At 65.0% G+C, this 18,420-nt stretch carries 9 protein-coding genes; 7 read left to right on the top strand and 2 right to left on the bottom strand.

What is annotated here, in order from left to right; translation table 11 throughout:
• Nucleotides 1-127 precede the first annotated feature (127 nt).
• From O4220_RS00670 to O4220_RS00640, 7 genes are all read left to right on the top strand, one after another.
• Complete coding sequence (locus O4220_RS00670; RefSeq protein ID WP_420030293.1) at nucleotides 128-2,029, top strand: alpha/beta hydrolase-fold protein; 1,902 nt, start codon at nucleotides 128-130, stop codon at nucleotides 2,027-2,029.
• A gap of 97 nt (nucleotides 2,030-2,126) precedes the next feature.
• Nucleotides 2,127-2,675: a DUF732 domain-containing protein gene (locus tag O4220_RS00665; protein WP_269601637.1), complete on the top strand. Its 549-nt coding sequence runs from the start codon at nucleotides 2,127-2,129 to the stop codon at nucleotides 2,673-2,675.
• A 26-nt stretch (nucleotides 2,676-2,701) separates the two neighbouring features.
• Complete coding sequence (locus O4220_RS00660; protein WP_269601636.1) at nucleotides 2,702-3,658, top strand: cutinase family protein; 957 nt, start codon at nucleotides 2,702-2,704, stop codon at nucleotides 3,656-3,658.
• A 226-nt stretch (nucleotides 3,659-3,884) separates the two neighbouring features.
• Complete coding sequence (locus O4220_RS00655; protein ID WP_032381083.1) at nucleotides 3,885-4,883, top strand: LLM class F420-dependent oxidoreductase; 999 nt, start codon at nucleotides 3,885-3,887, stop codon at nucleotides 4,881-4,883.
• A 180-nt stretch (nucleotides 4,884-5,063) separates the two neighbouring features.
• Nucleotides 5,064-6,962: a long-chain-fatty-acid--AMP ligase FadD32 gene (gene fadD32, locus O4220_RS00650; protein WP_269601635.1), complete on the top strand. Its 1,899-nt coding sequence runs from the start codon at nucleotides 5,064-5,066 to the stop codon at nucleotides 6,960-6,962.
• 42 nt (nucleotides 6,963-7,004) lie between these two features.
• Nucleotides 7,005-12,113 carry a polyketide synthase Pks13 gene (pks13, locus tag O4220_RS00645; protein WP_269601634.1) on the top strand — a complete coding sequence of 1,703 codons (5,109 nt, stop codon included), beginning with the start codon at nucleotides 7,005-7,007 and terminating at the stop codon, nucleotides 12,111-12,113.
• 3 nt (nucleotides 12,114-12,116) lie between these two features.
• Nucleotides 12,117-13,661, top strand: a complete 1,545-nt coding sequence (locus O4220_RS00640; protein WP_269601633.1) for an acyl-CoA carboxylase subunit beta — start codon at nucleotides 12,117-12,119, stop codon at nucleotides 13,659-13,661.
• A gap of 142 nt (nucleotides 13,662-13,803) precedes the next feature.
• On the opposite strand, the gene O4220_RS00635 is transcribed toward O4220_RS00640, so the two are convergent.
• Together O4220_RS00635 and O4220_RS00630 are read right to left on the bottom strand one after the other, a co-directional pair.
• Nucleotides 13,804-14,775 (bottom strand): hypothetical protein, encoded by a 972-nt coding sequence (locus tag O4220_RS00635; RefSeq protein WP_269601632.1) that lies wholly within the window; start codon nucleotides 14,773-14,775, stop codon nucleotides 13,804-13,806.
• Nucleotides 14,776-15,040: 265 nt separating this feature from the next.
• Entirely contained in the window at nucleotides 15,041-18,358 is a 3,318-nt protein-coding gene (locus tag O4220_RS00630) for an arabinosyltransferase domain-containing protein (RefSeq protein ID WP_420030292.1), read from the bottom strand.
• Nucleotides 18,359-18,420: the final 62 nt, after the last annotated feature.

Here is an 18,420-nt window from a genome sequence, read left to right as displayed (position 1 = left end):
GTTCACAATTGCACCATCAGTCACAGCGCGTCTGCTGTCCGTCGCCATCCGGCACGTGTAGAAAGACATACGAAGCATGTCTCCTAACGAGACCTTCGAGAGTTCACGTCGAAAGAGAGTCACCATCATGCGCACTGGGCTTGTTCGGTTCGGTCGAATCCCATCGGCCGGCACACGGGCCGGGAGAGCGGCAGCAGCACTGGCCGTCGCCTCCGCGCTGATGATTCCCTTTGCGACGACGACGGTGGCGTCCGCAGCTCCGATTGCACAGGCGGCTCCGATCGCCCACGCCGGACCGGCCTACACCCAGACCTCCGGTGCCACGGTGACGTCCGTGGACTGGCTTTCCGATCGCCGCGTGGCACTGTGGATCCGGTCGCCTTCGATGGGCACACCCATCCAGGTTCAGCTGCTGCTCGCCCGTGACTGGAACATCAACCCGCAGGCGACGTTCCCGCAGGTCTACATGCTCGACGGCCTGCGTGCGACCGATCAGGAGAACGGCTGGACGGCCGAGACCGACGCCGAGTCGTACTTCGCCGACAAGAACGTCAACGTCGTCCTCCCCATCGGTGGTCAGTCCAGCTTCTACTCCGACTGGGTCGATCAGGACAACGGCAAGAACTACCAGTGGGAGACGTTCCTGACCAAGGAGCTCCCCCCGATCCTGGCCAAGGACTGGCGTAGCACCGACACCCGCGGCGTCGTGGGACTGTCGATGGGCGGCACCTCGGCGATGTTCCTCGCAGCGCGCAACCCCGGCTTCTTCAAGTTCGCCGGCTCGCTCTCGGGCATCCTGACCACCACCTCACTCGGCATGCCGCAGGCCATCCAGTACGCAATGACCGACGCCGGCGGCTACAACTCCAGCGCCATGTGGGGATCGCCGTCCAATTCCCTGTGGGCACAACATGATCCGTACCTGCTGGCCGACAAGCTGAAGGGTGTCAGCCTCTACATCTCCAGCGGCAACGGTTCCACTGGTCCGTACGATCAGCCATCGCCCATCCCGGGTGTGAGCACCAACTACGCCGGCATGGGCCTCGAGATCCTGTCGCGGTTGACCTCGCAGACCTTCGCCACCAAGCTCAATCAGCTCGGTATCCCGGCTCAGGTCAACTACCGGCCGTCGGGCACGCACTCGTGGCCGTACTGGCAGTTCGAGCTGCACCAGCTGTGGCCGCAGCTCGCCACCGCGCTCGGTGTCGAGGTGGACAAGCCCGCGTGCAGTGCTGCCGGACTGATCGGCAACGCCAGCGGTGCCAACTCGTGGCTCGGCCCGTGCCTGACCGAGGAATACAACGTCGCAGGCGGTCGCGCTCAGGACTTCACGTTCGGCCGGGTCTTCTTCACCCCTGACACCGGCGCGCAGGTGGTCGCCGGCGCGATCGGTGGCATCTACCAGGGCAACAAGGGCCCCGAGGGTGCGCTCGGGTTCCCGAAGACCGGCGAGATCGGTACCCCGGACGGTCGTGGACGGTTCAACGCCTTCCAGAACGGCATGGTCTACTTCACGCCGCAGACCGGCGCTCACGTGGTCAAGGGAGCTGTGCTCGACGAGTGGGCAGCCCAGGGCTACGAGGGTGGGCCTCTGGGTTACCCGGTGCTCGACGAAGTCGTCACTCCGAACAAGCCCGGGTCGGTTCAGGGATTCGAGATCGGTGCGATCTACACCTCGCCCGATGCCGGAGTGCACTCTGTGCAGGGCATGATTCTCGGCAAGTATGGTGAATTGGGTTGGGAGAGTGGATCTCTCGGGTTCCCCAAGTCCAACGAGCTCGGCCCGATCCGGGATGGCGGACGCTTCAACCAGTTCGAGACCGGCAACATCTACTGGAGCCCGGTCAGCGGAGCCTGGTCCACCCCGTACGGACCGATCTTCGACGCCTGGGGATCGGTGGGCTACGAGGGCGGCCGCCTCGGCTACCCCACCAGCGATCAGTTCGACATCGACGGTGGCGGCAAGCAGCAGAACTTCCAGTTCGGCATCATCACCGTCAAGGACGGCGTCGCGACGATCGCGCCGTGACCTCGAGAGTGCTTCGGAGTCGTCCACGGCTTCAGAGTTCTCTCAGAGCGTGGCTGTACGCTCGCCTGCGACCCGACGACCGAAGGATTTTCGATCGATGACGCGTAACTCTCCGGCCAGAACTCTGTCCCTCGGCGTACTCGCCGTGGCAGCGAGCTCGATGCTGGTGGCGTGTGGAAGTGACGACTCGACGGCCACCGGAGCCCCGACGAGCACCACCACCACAGCAGCCACGACGACAACCGAGGCGAGTTCGACGACGTCGGCGGCGGAGAGCACCACTGCCGCCCCCACGACGAGCCCGGGTGAGGCGGCCACCGCGCCGCCGGAGCAGCCGCAACCCGTTCCGGACGACTTCCCGGGCCCGACGGAGAGCCAGATCGACGATCGCGGTCAGAGCTTCCTCGACGAGCTGAAGAAGCAGGGCATCACGCCGGCGGGCAACGGCGACATCGCGGTCTCGACGGCCAACTACATCTGCGCCGCGCAGGCCCAGAGTGTGGCGGCGGACGAGATCTCGACGTACGTCACCGCGAACGTCGGCGTCGAAGCCAGTGCGGCCGGAACGCAGATGAGCGAGACACAGGCTCAGCAGGCTGCCCAGACCTACATCGCCGCCGCGCAGGCGACGTACTGCAGGCCGTAGATTTACGCTGATGGAGATCCACGCTGATGGCCAAGCGTAAGCGCAGAATCTTCCCGGTGATCGCAGTCGCGGTGATCCTCGGTTTGATCATCGTCGCCCTCTGGTACCTACTCGCCGGACGGTTGCCGAAGGGCCCGGATACTCCGGTGCCACCGCCGGGGCCGGAAGAGCCGACGTCACAGCCGGCGGACTGCCCCGACGTGCAGGTCATCGCCATTCCCGGCACCTGGGAGTCCTCGTCCACCGACGATCCGTACAACCCGACGGCCAACCCGCTGTCGCTGATGCTCAACGTCACGCGTCCGTTGCAGGAGCAGTTCCCCGGATCGCGCGCCGACGTCTACACCGTGCCGTATGTGGCTCAGTTCTCGAATCCCATCGCTCTGCCGCCGGACGGTCAGCAGTCCTACAACAACAGCCGCACCGAGGGCAAAGCTGTTGCAGTGCAGAAGATGACCGATGTGAGCGCACGGTGCCCGCTCACCAACTTCGTGCTCGCAGGCTTCTCTCAGGGTGCGGTCATCTCCGGCGATATCGCGTCCGACATCGGAGCGGGCAACGGCCCCATCTCCGCCGATCGAGTACTCGGGGTGACCCTGATCGCCGACGGTCGACGCGACGGAGTCTCGGGAACCGACGTCCCAGGCCCGCTCGACGGCGTCGGCGCCGAGGTGGCACTCGGGGGACTCGACCTGCCCGGTATCACCATGACGGGGCGTCGGGACGGCGGGTTCGGAGCGCTCGACGACCGGACCAATCAGATCTGCGCACCCGGGGACTTGATCTGTTCCTCGCCGTCGGATGGATTGTCGCTGCGCAACATTCCGCAGAGCATCCAGATTCTGATCGGTGCTGCCGGCAATCCCGTGCACGCGTCCTACAACAGTTTCGTCGTCGACGGCTCCGACACGACGGCTACGCAGTGGACGGCAGCGTGGGCTGCCGGGCTGATCGAGAATGCCCCGACACCCGCTCATTCGTGAGTACGTGCCGTTTATAACGGACACATCACAACGCGGCGTGTCGCGAACTATTGCCGCGCACAAACCTGAGCCCGGCAACCCCCAGCCGGTGTGATCCATTCCGGCGAGCGGCTAGAGTGACGCCTTGGACCTGCGCAGATCGGCTCCGGCCGGCTGCCTCCAGCGCCCTACCGACCAGCTGCTTTCGGACCGACACACGTTCGAAGACCCCCGAGGAGAGCATTAGATGAGTTCCGCCGAGGCCGCGACCGCCGGGCCGCGTAAATTCCGATTCGCTGCGGGCGGAGAGGGAAACGCCGAGGAGGGTGGAGCTCGGAAATTCATCAAGCTGGCGCAACAGGCAGAGGAACTGGGATACGACAGCTTCATGATTCCCGATCACCTGGGTAATCAGGTCGGTCCCATCGCAGCGCTCGGCGCACTTGCCGTCGCCACCGACAAGATCCGGCTCGGCACGGCAGTGTTGGCGAACGGCTTTCGGCATCCCGCGGTGCTGGCCAAGGACGCGGCGACCATCGATGTGCTCTCGGGTGGCCGACTCGAACTCGGTCTCGGTGCGGGGTGGATGCGCGAGGAGTACGACAAGGCGGGCATCACGTACGACCGTCCGGGAGTGCGAATCGAGAAGCTCGAGGAGACCCTCGAAATTCTCGACGTGCTGCTGCGCGGTCAGGAATGCAATTTCGAGGGCAAGCACTACACGATCTCCGGACTGAAGGGCAGCCCTCGGCCGAGGCAGGGGCCGCGTCCGCCGATCTGCATCGGTGGCGGCGGTCCGAAGATGCTCGCGCTGGCGGCCAAGCACGCAGACATCATCTCGGTGGTGCCGAGCACCTCGAAGGAAGGCAAGCTGCTGCTGTCGGGCATGACCATCGAGAAGACCCTCGAGCGCGTCGAACTGATTCGTGCCGCCGCCGGGGACCGGTTCGACGACATCGAACTCAACTGGGCGATCACCACCATCGTCGTGACCGACGATCGAGAGCAGATGGCCGAGATGGCGTTGGCTGCCCTCGACAACGGCTACCCACCGAACGTGGACGTCGACGTCAAGCTGACCGTGGAGGACATTCTGTCGTCTCCGTACCTCGCATTCGGGACGTACGAGGAGATAGCCGATCAAATCCGTAACGTTCGCGCGCGAACGACGATGTCCTATGTCGGGGTTTTCCCTACTCAAATGGAAGCATTCGCACCGGTTGTCGACTTGCTGAAAGGCGAGTGACGAAGGCGCGTGTCGGTACCATGTAGCTGGCCTCGAAGCCAGGTGCCAAACCGACACCGGTAGAGCTACTAGTCAGTAACATACAAAGCTGTTCGGTGTCCGTGCTCGTGCAGTTCGGCGTGTGCGTTCGGTTCACGCAGGCTGTACGACAGCGGATTCGTGTCGGAGGAGATTGAAGTAATGAGCCATAATTTCGATGATTTCATCGATGAGAACGGCCACATCACGATCGGTGAAGGGCAAACGCTCGTCCGTCACGTCGAGGTGAACGTTCAAGAGAATTCCGACACGCTGGCGTACCGCTTCGTCGACTACTCCCGCGAGCGTGACGGCGAGGCGCACGAGCTGACCTGGGCCGAGTTCGGAACCCGACTCAAGGCGGTTGCGGCCCGCCTGCAGCAGGTCACCCAGCCCGGCGATCGAGTCGCGATTCTGGCCCCGCAGGGTCTCGAGTACGTCATCGCCTTCTTCGGTGCGATCTACGCGGGCACCATCGCGGTGCCGCTGTTCGACCCGGACGAGCCCGGCCACACCGACCGCTTGCATGCCGTCCTCGGTGACTGCAAGCCAAGCGCCATCCTCACGGCGAGCAACTCGGCGGCAGGCGTACGGGCGTTCTTCCGCGCACTGCCGGCCGCGGAGCGTCCCAGGATCATCGCCGTCGACGCCGTCCCGGACAGTGTCGGTGAGACGTGGGTGGAGCCGACGGCAACGCTCGACGACATCGCCTACCTGCAGTACACGTCAGGCTCGACGCGAACCCCGGCCGGCGTGGAGATCACCCACCGCGCGGTCGGTGTCAATGCGCTGCAGATGGTCGACAGTATGGAGATCAACCACGATTCGCGTGGCGTCACCTGGCTGCCGATGTTCCACGACATGGGTCTGCTCACCGTCATCCTGCCTGCGCTCGGTGGCAAATACATCACCATCATGAGCCCGCGCGCGTTCGTACAGCGGCCGTGGCGCTGGATCAAGGAACTCGCTGCGGTCTCCGACGGCGCAGGCACGTTCGCCGCGGCACCGAACTTCGCCTTCGAGCACGCCGCTCAGCGTGGATTGCCGAAGAACGGCGAGAGCCTGGACCTGTCGAACGTCATCGGTCTGATCAACGGCAGTGAGCCTGTCACGACGTCGTCGATGAAGAAGTTCAACGACGCGTTCGGCCCCTACGGCCTGCCGAAGTCCGCCATCAAGCCGTCCTACGGCATGGCCGAGGCCACGCTGTTCGTCTCCACCAGTAAGCACGCCGACGAGGCCAAGGTCGTCTACGTCGACCGCGTCGAGCTCAACGCAGGCAACTTCGTGGTCGTCGCCCCCGATGCACCCGGTGCAATCCCGCAGGTGTCCACCGGAACGGTCGCCCGCAGCCAATGGGCAGCCATCGTCGATTCCGAGACCGCCACCGAGGTTGCAGACGAGCACGTCGGCGAGATCTGGTTGCACGGCGAGAACATCGGTCAGGGCTACTGGGGTCGCGAGACCGAGACCACCGAGACCTTCCACAACAAGCTCGTACACCGCAGCCCCGAGGGCTCGCATGCAGACGGTGCTCCCGAGGGTGGCAACTGGATGCGTACCGGCGACTTCGGTGTCTATCACGATGGCGAGCTCTACATCACCGGCCGCGTCAAGGACCTCGTCATCGTCGACGGCCGCAATCACTACCCGCAGGACCTCGAATTCTCGGCCCAGGAAGCCAGCAAGGCGCTGCGGCCGGGCTTCGTCGCGGCGTTCGCCGTCCCGCTCAATCAGCTCCCCGACATCGTGTTCGAGTTCAGTGGCGCGGCCCTGACGAAGGACTCGGACGACAGCTCCGAACAGCTCGTCATCGTCGCCGAGCGTGCTCCAGGCTCCGGCAAGGCAGACCCGCAGCCGATCGCCGACGAGGTGCGTACCGCGGTTTCTGCGCGACACGGCGTCACGGTTCGCGACGTCCTCCTCGTGCCTGCCGGTTCCATTCCGCGTACCTCCAGCGGCAAGATCGCCCGGCGGGCCTGCAAGGCCGCCTACATCGAGGGCACGCTCCGCGGCGGTTATCAGCAGACGGCGTTCCCGGACGCCGAATTGCCCGACTGATCTCTGGGCCTCCCGTTCCTTCGATACATAGCTTGGTGAGTAATGGCTGAACAAGAGACAGACAAGATTCAGAGTGTGGACGGGACGGACCTCACGGTCGCCCAACTGCGGGATTGGCTGCGCAACTGGGTTGCGGACGCGACCGGGCAACCGGCGTCGGCCATCTCCGACGACCGTCCGATGGAGGAATTCGGTCTGTCCTCTCGCGATGCCGTCGCACTGAGCGGGGAGATCGAAGAACTGGTGGGGGTCACGTTGACGGCCACCGTCGTCTACCAGCACCCCACCATCGCCTCGCTGGCCAAGATCATCATCGAGGGCGAGCCCGACGAGCCGGTCGGCACCGTCGACGACGCTTTCTACACCGGCGGCGGACAGTCGGGCGACGCACACGACGTCGCGATCGTCGGCCTGTCGTCCCGCTTCCCCGGCACCGGGCACACTCCCGAGGAGATGTGGTCGCTGCTCATCGAGGGCCGCGACGGCATCACCGATCTACCCGACGGCCGCTGGCAGGAATTCACGTCCGATCCCGTCATCGCCGCAGCCGTGGCCGCGACGGTCACCAAGGGCGGTTACCTCGACGACGTGAAGACCTTCGATGCCGAGTTCTTCGCGATGTCGCCCAACGAGGTCGTCAACGTCGATCCGCAGCAGCGGCTCGCTCTGGAACTGACGTGGGAAGCGCTCGAGCACGCGCACATTCCCGCCAGCTCGGTCAAGGGCCGCCAGGTGGGCGTCTTCATCGGTAGCTCGTCCAACGACTACCAGCTCATCGCCGTCAGCGACCCGGCCGTGCACCCGTACGCGCTCACCGGCACCTCGACGGCCATCGTGGCCAACCGGGTGTCGTACTTCTACGACTTCCGCGGACCGTCGATCGCTGTCGACACCGCCTGCTCGTCCTCGCTGGTAGCCGTGCACCAGGCGGTGCGCAGCCTGCGTACCGGCGAATCCGATCTGGCCGTGGCAGGCGGCGTCAACATGCTGCTCGCGCCGCCGATCACCGTCGGATTCGGCCAGACGGGTGTGCTCGCGCCCGACGGCAAGATCAAGGCGTTCTCGTCCGACGCGAACGGCATGATCCGCTCCGAGGGTGGCGGACTCGTCGTTCTGAAGCGACTCGAGGACGCCGAACGCGACGGGGACGACATCCTCGCCGTCATCGCCGGATCCGCGATCAACCAGGACGGCCGCTCGAACGGTCTGCTGGCGCCGAACCCGGACGCGCAGGCCGACGCACTGCGCTTCGCCTACCGCGACGCCGGCATCAACCCGTCGGGCGTGGACTACATCGAAGCGCACGGCACCGGAACCATCCTGGGCGATCCCATCGAGGCCGACGCTCTCGGTCGAGTGGTGGGCCGAGGCCGCGACGCCGACAAGCCGGCCCTGCTGGGGTCGGCGAAGACCAACTTCGGTCACCTCGAATCTGCTGCAGGCGCAGCAGGATTGATCAAGGTCGTGCTCGCGATGCAGGCGAACAAGCTGCCCGCGTCGCTGAACTACGTGGGCCCCAACCCGTACATCGACTTCGACAAGGCACACCTGCAGGTCATCCCGGAGGCCACCGACTGGCCGCGCTACACCGGCAAGGCCGTCGCAGGCGTATCCGGCTTCGGCTTCGGCGGTACCAACGCGCACGTCGTTGTGCGCGAGTACGTCCCGGGTGAGACCGACGGCGTGTTCGACGCCTCGGCCGTCGACCCGGAGCCCGCTCTCGTCGAGGGCCTCACCGATGTGGCCGGTGAGGAACAGCCGATCGTTGCCGATCCCGAGCCTGTCGTTTCGGAGCCCATCGTGTCCGCGGTCGAGACGACCGATCCGGTCGCCGAGGCCGAGACCATCCTGGCCGAGACCACTGAGTCCGATACTGAAACCGGTTCGGAGACAGTGATTCTCGCTGTGTCCGCAGCTCTGCCGTCTCGCCGCAAGCGGGCTGCATCGGAGTTGGCCGACTGGCTCGAGACCGAAGAGGGCAGCACGACACCTCTGGTCGACGTGGGCCGCACGTTGGCTCGCCGCAACCACGGGCGTTCGCGCGCAGTGGTTCTCGCATCCACTACAGCCGAGGCCATCGCCGGCCTTCGCGCCATCGCAGCCGGCAAGCCGGGCCCTGGCGTGTTCTCCGCGGATTCCCCCGCGTCCAACGGCGCGGTGTGGGTGTTCTCCGGCTTCGGCTCGCAACACCGCAAGATGGCATCGCGGCTGTACCGAACCAACGCCGTGTTCGCTGCCGAGGTGGACAAGGTGGACGAGCTACTCGTCGACGAAGCCGGCTATTCCATCCGCGAGATCATCCTCGACGACTCACAGACCTACGAGTTCGAGAATTCGCAGGTTGCCATCTTCGTCATCCAGATCGCCTTGGCGGCAACACTTCGCGCGCACGGTGCCGAGCCGTCGGCCGTCATCGGACACTCGATGGGCGAGGTCGCGGCAGCCTACGTCGCCGGAGGCCTGAACCTCGAAGACGCCGTCCGCATCATCTACGCCCGCTCACGGCTGCTGGCCGAGGGCCAGGACGGCCTCGGTGCTGCCTCGCAGGGTGCGATGGCGCTGGTGGAGTACACCCCCGACGAGGTCAAGACCCTCACCGATCAGTTCCCGCACGTGGAACCCTGCGTCTACGCCGCACCGACGCACACCACGGTCGGCGGACCGCGCGCCGAGGTCGAGGCTCTCGTCGAAATGGCCGAGGCCGCAGGCAAGATGGCCCGCCTGCTCGACGTCAAGGGAGCCGGCCACACCGCGGCAGTCGACGTGCTGCTCGGCGAACTGGCCGCCGAACTGGCCGGAATTGAACCGAGCAAGCTCACCGCCGGGGTCTACTCGTCGGTCGATCGTGAGGCGCACTATCGCGTCGGACATGCGGCGATCCATGGCGTCGACTACTGGACCAAGGGAATGCGTCATCCGGTCTGGTTCACGCAGGCCGTCAATGTCGCTGTGGGAGATGGACATACGACGTTCATCGAGCTCGCGCCCAACCCGGTTGCGTTGATGTCCGTGGCCGCGACCGCATGGGCTGCAGGCGTCGCGGACTCGACGTTGATCCCGACTCTCAAGCGCAAAGAAGACGAGGCCGAGACATTCCTGGCCGCGCTGGCGCAGCTGTACGTCCATGGGCACGCGTTGGAGTTGGCAACACTGTTCGAGCCCGGCCCGTACGCCGCTATCCCGCGAACTGCGTACCTGCGCAAGGAGTTCTGGCTCAACTCGCAGGTCAGCTCCAGCGGTAACACGCGGGTGCCCGGCGCACGCGTCGCGCTGCCCGACGGCCGCCACGTCTGGGAAGTTCAGGCCTCGGCCGTCACCGGCTTCGATGCACTCGTCACTGCTGCTGCGTCGCAGGTGTTCTCCGATGTGGCCCTTGGTGTTTCGGTTTCCCATGCTGCAGTGCCGAAGGTGGGCACGGTCGTCACCACACTGACTTCCCACCTCGGTGGCGCGTCGGTGCAGGTGCATGCACACGAGGGTTCGGCATTCGTCCTGCTGCACGAGGCCGTCGTCACCTCCGGTGACGTACGTCCGGAACCGGTTGTGGCCGTAGAACATCAGAGCTCGTCGCCGATGGAAGAGTTGCCGGAGGTCGTCGAGACGTTCGGTGACCGGTGGGACCCGAACGGCAATCAGAAGCTCGAAGACCGGTTGGCGATCATCGTTGCCGAGTCCATGGGCTACGCACCCGAGGATCTGCCGCCCGAGGTCCCGCTGATCGAACTGGGGCTCGATTCGCTCAGTGCCGTCCGCATCAAGAACCGTGTGGAATACGAATTCGACATTCCCACAGTGCAACTGCAGGCCGTGCGCGATGCAAACCTGCGTGAGGTGGAGAAGTACCTGCGTTACGCGATCGACAACCGCGACGAGGTGCAGGCACTGGCCGACAAGCAGGCAGCGGAGAAGGCGGCCGAACAGGCTGCTGTCGCGCCGGCTTCGGTCGAACCGGCTCCCGTGGCCGAGGGTGATGCTCCCGTCGAGAATGCTGCCCCGGCTGTTGCTGCCCCGGCTGTTGCTGCCGCGGCGCAGACCGACCTGGGCGGCAAGGAAGCGTTCGCCGAAGCGGCCGGTTCCGACGTACCGCCGCGCGACAACGCCGAGCGGATGACGTTCGCAACGTGGGCAGTCGTGACGAAGGAATCGGCCAAGGGCATCTTCAACACCCTGCCGATCCTCGACGACGAGACGGCCGAGAAGTTGGCTGCTCGTCTGACCGAGCGGGCCGGTGGCGAGATCACCTTCGACGACGTCCTCGATTCGGAGACCATCGAGCAGCTCGCAGACAAGGTTCGCCCGCACCTCGAAGACGGTGAGATCGATGGCGTCGTGCGGACTCTTCGGGCTCGCCCCGAGGGCTCCACCGCCACACCGGTATTCGCGTTCCATTCGGCGGGTAGCTCCACGGTCGCGTACGAGCCGTTGCTGCGGAAGTTGCCGGCGGGCACGCCGATGTACGGCCTCGAGCGCGTCGAAGGCCCCATCGCCAAGCGCGCCGCGGAGTATGTGCCGCTGATCAAGGCGATTCAGCCCGAAGGGCCGTACGTGTTCGTCGGCTGGTCGCTCGGCGGCATCCTCGCCTACGAGGTGGCACGTCAGATGGAAGAGGACGGCATCGAGGTCGCCTACGTCGGGTTGCTCGATACCGTCATGCCGGGCACCGCGATCCCGGATACCAAGGACGAGGTACGCAAGCGCTGGGAGCGGTACGCGGCGTTCGCCAAGAAGGCCTACAACGTCGACTACCCGATCCCCTACGACAAGTTGGTCGACTCCGACGACGAGGGCCAGATCCGGATCATCACCGATCTGGTCAAGCTCAGTGGCGCAAAGATTCCCGGTGGAATCATCGAGCACCAGCGCACCTCATGGCTGGACAATCGCGCGATCCAGACGGCCGAGCTCAAGGAGTACGGCGGGCACGTGACGCTGTATCTGGCCGACAAGTACCACGACGACGCGATCGCGCTCGAGCCTGCGTACGCCACCCGCGAAGAGCACGGTGGTTGGGGACCGGTGGTGAAGGACCTCGAGATCGTCTACGTCGGAGGCGATCACCTCGCGGTCGTCGACGAGCCGTACATTGGAAAAATTGCGGCCCATCTGTCGAAGACGCTCGAGAACATCGAGTCTGCAAGAACCGGAGCGTAAATCTTGAGTGGCACCACTGCGGAGAAGCTGGCCGAACTACGGGCGAGGCTCGAACTGGCCAAGGAACCGGCCGGCGAGATCGGGATAGCGAAGCGCGCGAAGAAGGGCATCCCCAGTGCCCGCGATCGCGTCAACTCGTTGCTCGATCCCGGTAGTTTCGTCGAGATCGGCGCACTGGTGAAGGCCCCCAACGATCCCGGTGCCCTCTACAGCGATGGCGTCGTCACCGGACACGGAACCGTCGACGGCCGCCCGATCGCGGTGTTCTCGCACGATCAGACGGTGTTCGGCGGAACCGTCGGCGAGATGTTCGGCCGCAAGGTCGCCGGCATCATGGACTTCGCGATCAAGATGGGTTGCCCGGTCGTCGGCATCAACGACTCCGGTGGAGCTCGCGTACAGGACGCCGTCACCTCGCTCGCGTGGTACGCCGAACTGGGTCGACGTCACGAAGCGCTGTCCGGCCTGTGCCCGCAGATCTCGCTGATCCTCGGTAAATGCGCCGGTGGTGCGGTGTACGCGCCGATCAACACCGACATCGTCGTCGCCACCGAAGAGGCGTACATGTTCGTCACCGGTCCGGACGTCATCAAGTCCGTGACCGGCGAGGACGTCAGCCTCGACGACCTCGGTAGTGCGAGGGTGCAGGCAATCAACGGCAACGTGCACCATGTGGCGGCGGACGAGAAGGCCGCGTTCGACTGGATCCGAAACTATCTGAGCTACATGCCGTCGAGCTGCCAGGAAGAGTCGCCGGTGATCAATCCGGGACTCGAGCCAGAGATCACCGACTCCGATCGCACACTCGACTCGTTCATGCCCGACGCAGACAATGCCGGTTACGACATGCGCGACATCATCATGCGCATTTTCGACGATGGTGAATTCCACGAACTCTCGGGGCAGACGGCACCGAACGTGATCACCGGTTTCGCTCGCGTCGACGGCCGGCCGGTGGGAATCGTCGGTAATCAGCCGATGCACCTGTCCGGAGCACTCGACGCCAAGGCAGCGGACAAGGCTGCCCGATTCATTCGTCTCAGCGATGCCTACAACATTCCGATCATCTTCCTCGTCGACACACCCGGCTTCCTGCCCGGCGTGGACCAGGAAACCCTCGGCGTCATCCATCGCGGTGGCCGCTTCATCTTCTCGTTCGTCGAGGCGACGGTGCCGAAACTGACTGTGGTGATTCGTAAGTCGTACGGCGGCGGATACGCGGTGATGGGCTCGAAGCAGCTCGGATCCGACATCAACCTCGCCTGGCCGACCGCCCGCATCGCCGTCATGGGTGCCGAGGGTGCCATCAACATCATGAGTCGTAAGCAACTCGCCGAGGCCGGAGAAAATGCACCGGCCCTGCGCAAGCAGCTGATCAACTTCTACAACGAGCATGTCGCAACCCCCTGGATCGCGGCCGAGCGTGGCTACATCGACGCCGTCATCGAGCCGTCGAGCACGCGCCTCGAAATCCGTAAGGCCCTGCACATCCTGAAGGACAAGGAAGTACACAAGAGTCCACGTAAGCACTCGTTGCTCCCGATCTAGTCTCGGTCGCTGCGCTCCCTTTGGGATCAATGTGGGTTTCAGTCACTCAGATTGCAACGAAGTCGCATTCATTCATCTGTCTCCAGAAGTCAGAAGCGAATGAATGCGACTTTCTTGCAATTGAAGTGAGTACGAGGGACATTCATCCCACGGGCATTGGGTTCTGGCGAACAACAAGGTTCGGGCGGGGCCGGTCCAGGGCCTGGTTGTAGCCGGCCCGGAGGTCCGCAAGCACGCGCTGTGGGTCGTCGCGGATGTCCTGCGGGAGATGTGACACGACGATTGCACCGTGACGCTGCATGAGGGCGCGACGAGTCATCGTCTTCGCGTGGTCGATCGGTGACAGGTGATGGGCGAGTGAGTCGATCTCCCACCCGAAACAGACCTCGTCGAGGAAGCCGTCGGGACTACCGAGGAATGTGCCGTCGGCGGCGAACAGGCGGGCGTTGTGAATCATCGGCGGGAGCCCGCTCGACCGATAGAGACGTTGAGCGTCGGCCTCGGCGACGGAGTGGGCGTTACCGAGCAAGTCCCCTATCGCCAGCCGGGTCGAGGCGCTGTAACGTCTCGGCCCCTCCGCCAACTCGATTGCCAGCTCTTCCAGTGATACCGCACCCCGTCTGATGATCTCGGCAATCAAAGCCGTGCACTGAGATCGACCGCGGAGCGCGCGGGTCGCGTCGACGACACTCCGGACTACCGGAGCACAGCGCGGACCGTGCTCGAACGCCGCTTCGGGCATGCGCCAGGTGCGTTCGGATCGCACGAACTTGACGGACGCCCGTTGCATCTCGTTCGGTACCAGAATGTGAACTTCGTTCGAGGGTGGATTCGGCCCCAACCCATGGACGCTCAATGCCGCGTTCCCAGTGAGAATGCTGTGTGGCCCGCCATACGCCAATGCCGCAGCCATCCGCTGTTGGTGAGAGGGGTAGCCGTTGTACAGCAGCACCACCCCCGGCAGTAAATGCTGCCAGGGTCCGCCGGCAGCACACCTACCGGCTACCGTGCCGTCCGCGACGCCCGCTGCACGCAACTGCGCCCTTGTGACGACGCCGTGATCGGCGACGTCCTCGAGTGTCGATAAGTCTGTGGCCCAAGCTCCCCGTTTCATGCCTCGACTGTCGGACGCGACACTGACACTCCGACGCCGTAAACCATCGTTCGCGGTTTCCCTGTGGATGGCTGCCGGGGTTGTGCACAAGTGCGTCGAATCGTGGCTTACGCATCGGAAATAGTCAGGGGTGACTGGTAGGCCCCCGCTCGGACGACAACGCACCCACCCCCTTCCGAATGAATGCGGGATTCAGTCAGTCAGAGTGCAACAAAGGGACATTGATCCCAAGGGGGGAGGGTTGACGAGGAGCGGGGGCGAGCAGTCAGTCCTCGAAAACTCGCAGTTGTCCGTCCTTGTACCAACCCGATCGGGTGACGTCGGCGGTGTCGAGGTCGGCGGGCACCGCGCCCGGGTAGTACTGCTCGTAGCGCTCCAACGATCCCCAGTCCCTGGCCCAGTCGTTTTTCAGGTAGGTGGGGACGGTGATGGGCTTGGCGAGCAGTTCGGACCAGCCCAGTGGGCCGCCGTTCTCGCCCGATTGCCAGGTGTCGGTGGAGCTGACGGCGAGTGGGCGGTCGGGGAGGATGCGGTATCCGGGCACTTCGGCGACGCCGTAGCGGTGGTCGAAGGGGCGTTGGCACGGGAACTGAAGTCCGACGGCCCAGTCGAGCAGAACGGGCTGTTCACTGCCGATCACGGTGTTCAGGTTTTCCATCATCGGAACTCGCGGCGGGGTGAACGCGAGCCACTGGTCGCCGGTGAGGTTGGGGTCGTTGGCGACGATGCGGACGGCATCGGCGTCAGGCGCGATGTCCGCCAACGGGATTCGGAGGTTGCGCCACGAAGGTGCAGGTCCGATGTCGCGGGGGAGGTAGGTGCCCTCGGCCTGGACGGTTCCGTCGGGCTGACGCTTGCCGTATTCGAGCAGCAGTGACTGCCCGTAGGTGAGGGCTCCGGTGTCGTCGTACGACCAGATCCGTCCGGCTGCCGAGAAGACGACCAGGGGTGCGTCGTCGCTACGAGCAGGCAGTTGGTACCAGCTCGACGTGGCCGACGCGGGTTCCTGGATGCCCTCCTGGTACGAGCCGAGTACCGGGGTGCTGGCGGGGTCGAGGCCGAAGGGTAGTGCTGCACTCGAGCCGTTGACGCCGACGACGCCGGTGCCGCCTGCGGTACCGGAACTCTGACCTTCCTCGAAGGCGGGTCCGACGGCCTGTTGGTCGGTATTGCCCTGTCCTGGTTTGACTTCCACAGCATCGGCGCTGAGGTCACTGGGGATGCCGTTGGCGGTGAAGTTGCGCAGGGTGGAGCTCGATCCACCGAGCGGGCCTGCGGTGGCATCGAACTCGTCCGGCAGCGGGCTGAGCATGCCGGCGTTGGGGTTGGACTCGACGAGAACATCGTTGGCGAGCCCGCACGAATTACCCAGGACCGATTGCACATTGGAGCGTGCGAGCGAGTACGCGGGGTACTGCGAGACGGCACCCTTGACCAGCGAGAGCACCTCGAACAGCACCATGATTCCGGCAATGACGGTCAGCGGTGCGGCAGCGAACTTTCGGATGCGCTTACCGCGCGCCGACGTCGGCTTCGGCTGTGGCGGAGCGTATCCCTCACGCAGGTACTGGAAGGCGGCGACGGCAAGTACCAGGCCGAAGAGGATCAGGAACAGGGTGCCCGATTCGTTGCCACCCAGGGACACCGTCTTGTCGAACCACGGCACGCCGTAGCTCGAGACGTACCAGTAGCCGTTGATGCCCGAGAACGACAGTGCGAGAACGAACATCAGCCCGGCTGCGAACAGTGAGCGGTTGCGCCGCGAACGCAGGGCGCTGGCCGAGACGGCCACGGCGGTCAGGGCGGCGAGCCCACCGGCGATTCCGGCGTAGGAACCGAAGTGGTGAGTCCACTTGGTGGGGTTGAACATCATGAAGAAGATGGTGCCGAGCACCACGCCGAGCAGACGCCAGGCCGGACCGTTCGCAATGCCGGGGATGCGGCGACGACGCAGCAGCACGAACAGCGTCGTGAAGAGGCACAGGAGCATCGTCAGGAACGCGAAGCGGCGTGCGACGGAGCCGTCCACGGTCTGGACGAAGAGGTAGTAGTACCGCAGGAAGTCCTGGTACCAGGCCTCGTTGGGGCCGATGATGGTCCGAACTCGGGTGGACTCGATGACTGTTGCGTACGTCTGGTCGGCGAAGACCACGACGAGGACGAGCACGCCTGCCGCGGCCAACGGTGCCAGCATGGCGAGGGTGCCGACCTGACGGTGGCGTCGGACGACGATCCGCGCGATGGGCCGTGCACCGGCGAGAAGTGCTGCCACACACATCAATCCGGTGGGGGCGGCGGCGAGGGTGAAGGCTCCGATGAGACATGCTGCGGCGGCAGGCAGTAGCCGGCCGGTGGCGATGGAACGCTCCACCGAGCACCAGGTGAGCAGTGCGCCGAGGGCGACGATCGGCTCGGGGCGCAGTCCGTTGTTGTACGGGAGCCAGAAGGCGAGGAACACCAGTCCGCCGGTCCACAGCGCGACGTTGGACTTGCGTACTGCGCGTCCGAGGCGCGGAACCACCTCGCGGCTGATCACCATCCAGCACAGGACACCGGCGATGAGAGCCGGGAGACGCATCCACGGGCTTGCGGTCGAGACCTTGGCGAAGACGGCGAGTACGTCGTAGTACCAGCCGAACGGTGCTTCGGGTACGCCGAACCAGCGGAAGTAGTTGGCCATGTAACCGGAGTGGTCCGCGGCGCGGGCCATCGTGAGCAGGTAACCGTCGTCGGAGGTGTTCGCGCCGACGAAGTGCCACCCCACCAGGACGCCGAGAACGGTGACGTCGACACCGGTGAACTTCCACCAGTGCGACGGAAAGAAGCGGCGGTGTGCGCGGCGATCGGTGCCGTCGAGTCGTCCGAGTGCACCGATGGCCAGCGCGGTGCAGGCGATCGCCAGGATCATGATCAGCGATTTGAGCAACGTCGGCGACGACGAGAAACGGGAGTCGACGTCGACGGTGACGGACATGTCCGCGGGGGCTGCGCCGCTGAGATCGCTGAAGATGCCGACGACCTGGGGGCGCAGATCACCGTCGAGCCTGCCTTGCAGCGGCTGGCCGTCGTCGTTCGTCAGGCCGGTGAATGCGGCCGAGGTGTACTGATCGTTCGAGGTGATGTCGATGGCCGCGCAGCGAGTGCTCTCGACGTCGGCGCGAGGTGCCGTCGCAACCACGACGTTGCGATCGAGGACGTCGACGTTCGACTCGCCGACGCGCACGAACAAACTGTTCAGCGCAGCGCCCTCACCCTGCGGGGGCGCCGTCGCCAACAGCAGCCCGCCCGACGCGGGGAGCCCGGCGACAGCAGAGCACGGCAGGGTCGCAGTGAGGCTCACCGGTGCCTGGGACACCAGCGGGGCGTCCACGTCCTGCAGGAGCCCGTTCTGCGGCCAGGAGATGGTGGCGGTGGTCTGCGTGACAGGCGCGAACGGAGTGATCAGCGCGAACAACACACCGAGCACGCCTGCCACCATGGCGATCAGCCGGGGAATTCGCACCTGAGCACGAAGTTCGTCCGAGGCTCGCAGAGGAGCGGGGACAGGGGGACCAGCTGATGAATCTGTCACGACGTCGGGCACGAGAGTCGATGTTATGCGAGCGTGACGAAGAGGTCACACAGGCGCCGTCCCCGTAACCCACC

It is taken from the genome of Rhodococcus ruber (genome assembly GCF_027270735.1).
GTDB classification, from domain to species: domain Bacteria; phylum Actinomycetota; class Actinomycetes; order Mycobacteriales; family Mycobacteriaceae; genus Rhodococcoides; species Rhodococcoides rubrum_A.
The sequence above is the reverse complement of the archived record's forward strand: the minus strand, read 5'-3'. Positions and strand labels throughout refer to the sequence as shown.

Bases quoted from the DNA above. Each gene is read 5' to 3' on its own strand.
- O4220_RS00660 (WP_269601636.1), top strand. From the start codon at position 2,702: ATGGCCAAGCGTAAGCGCAGAATCTTCCCGGTGATCGCAGTCGCGGTG.
- O4220_RS00635 (WP_269601632.1), bottom strand. From the start codon at position 14,775: ATGAAACGGGGAGCTTGGGCCACAGACTTATCGACACTCGAGGACGTC.
- O4220_RS00665 (WP_269601637.1), top strand. From the start codon at position 2,127: ATGACGCGTAACTCTCCGGCCAGAACTCTGTCCCTCGGCGTACTCGCC.
- pks13 (WP_269601634.1), top strand. From the start codon at position 7,005: ATGGCTGAACAAGAGACAGACAAGATTCAGAGTGTGGACGGGACGGAC.
- O4220_RS00670 (WP_420030293.1), top strand. From the start codon at position 128: ATGCGCACTGGGCTTGTTCGGTTCGGTCGAATCCCATCGGCCGGCACA.
- O4220_RS00655 (WP_032381083.1), top strand. From the start codon at position 3,885: ATGAGTTCCGCCGAGGCCGCGACCGCCGGGCCGCGTAAATTCCGATTC.
- fadD32 (WP_269601635.1), top strand. From the start codon at position 5,064: ATGAGCCATAATTTCGATGATTTCATCGATGAGAACGGCCACATCACG.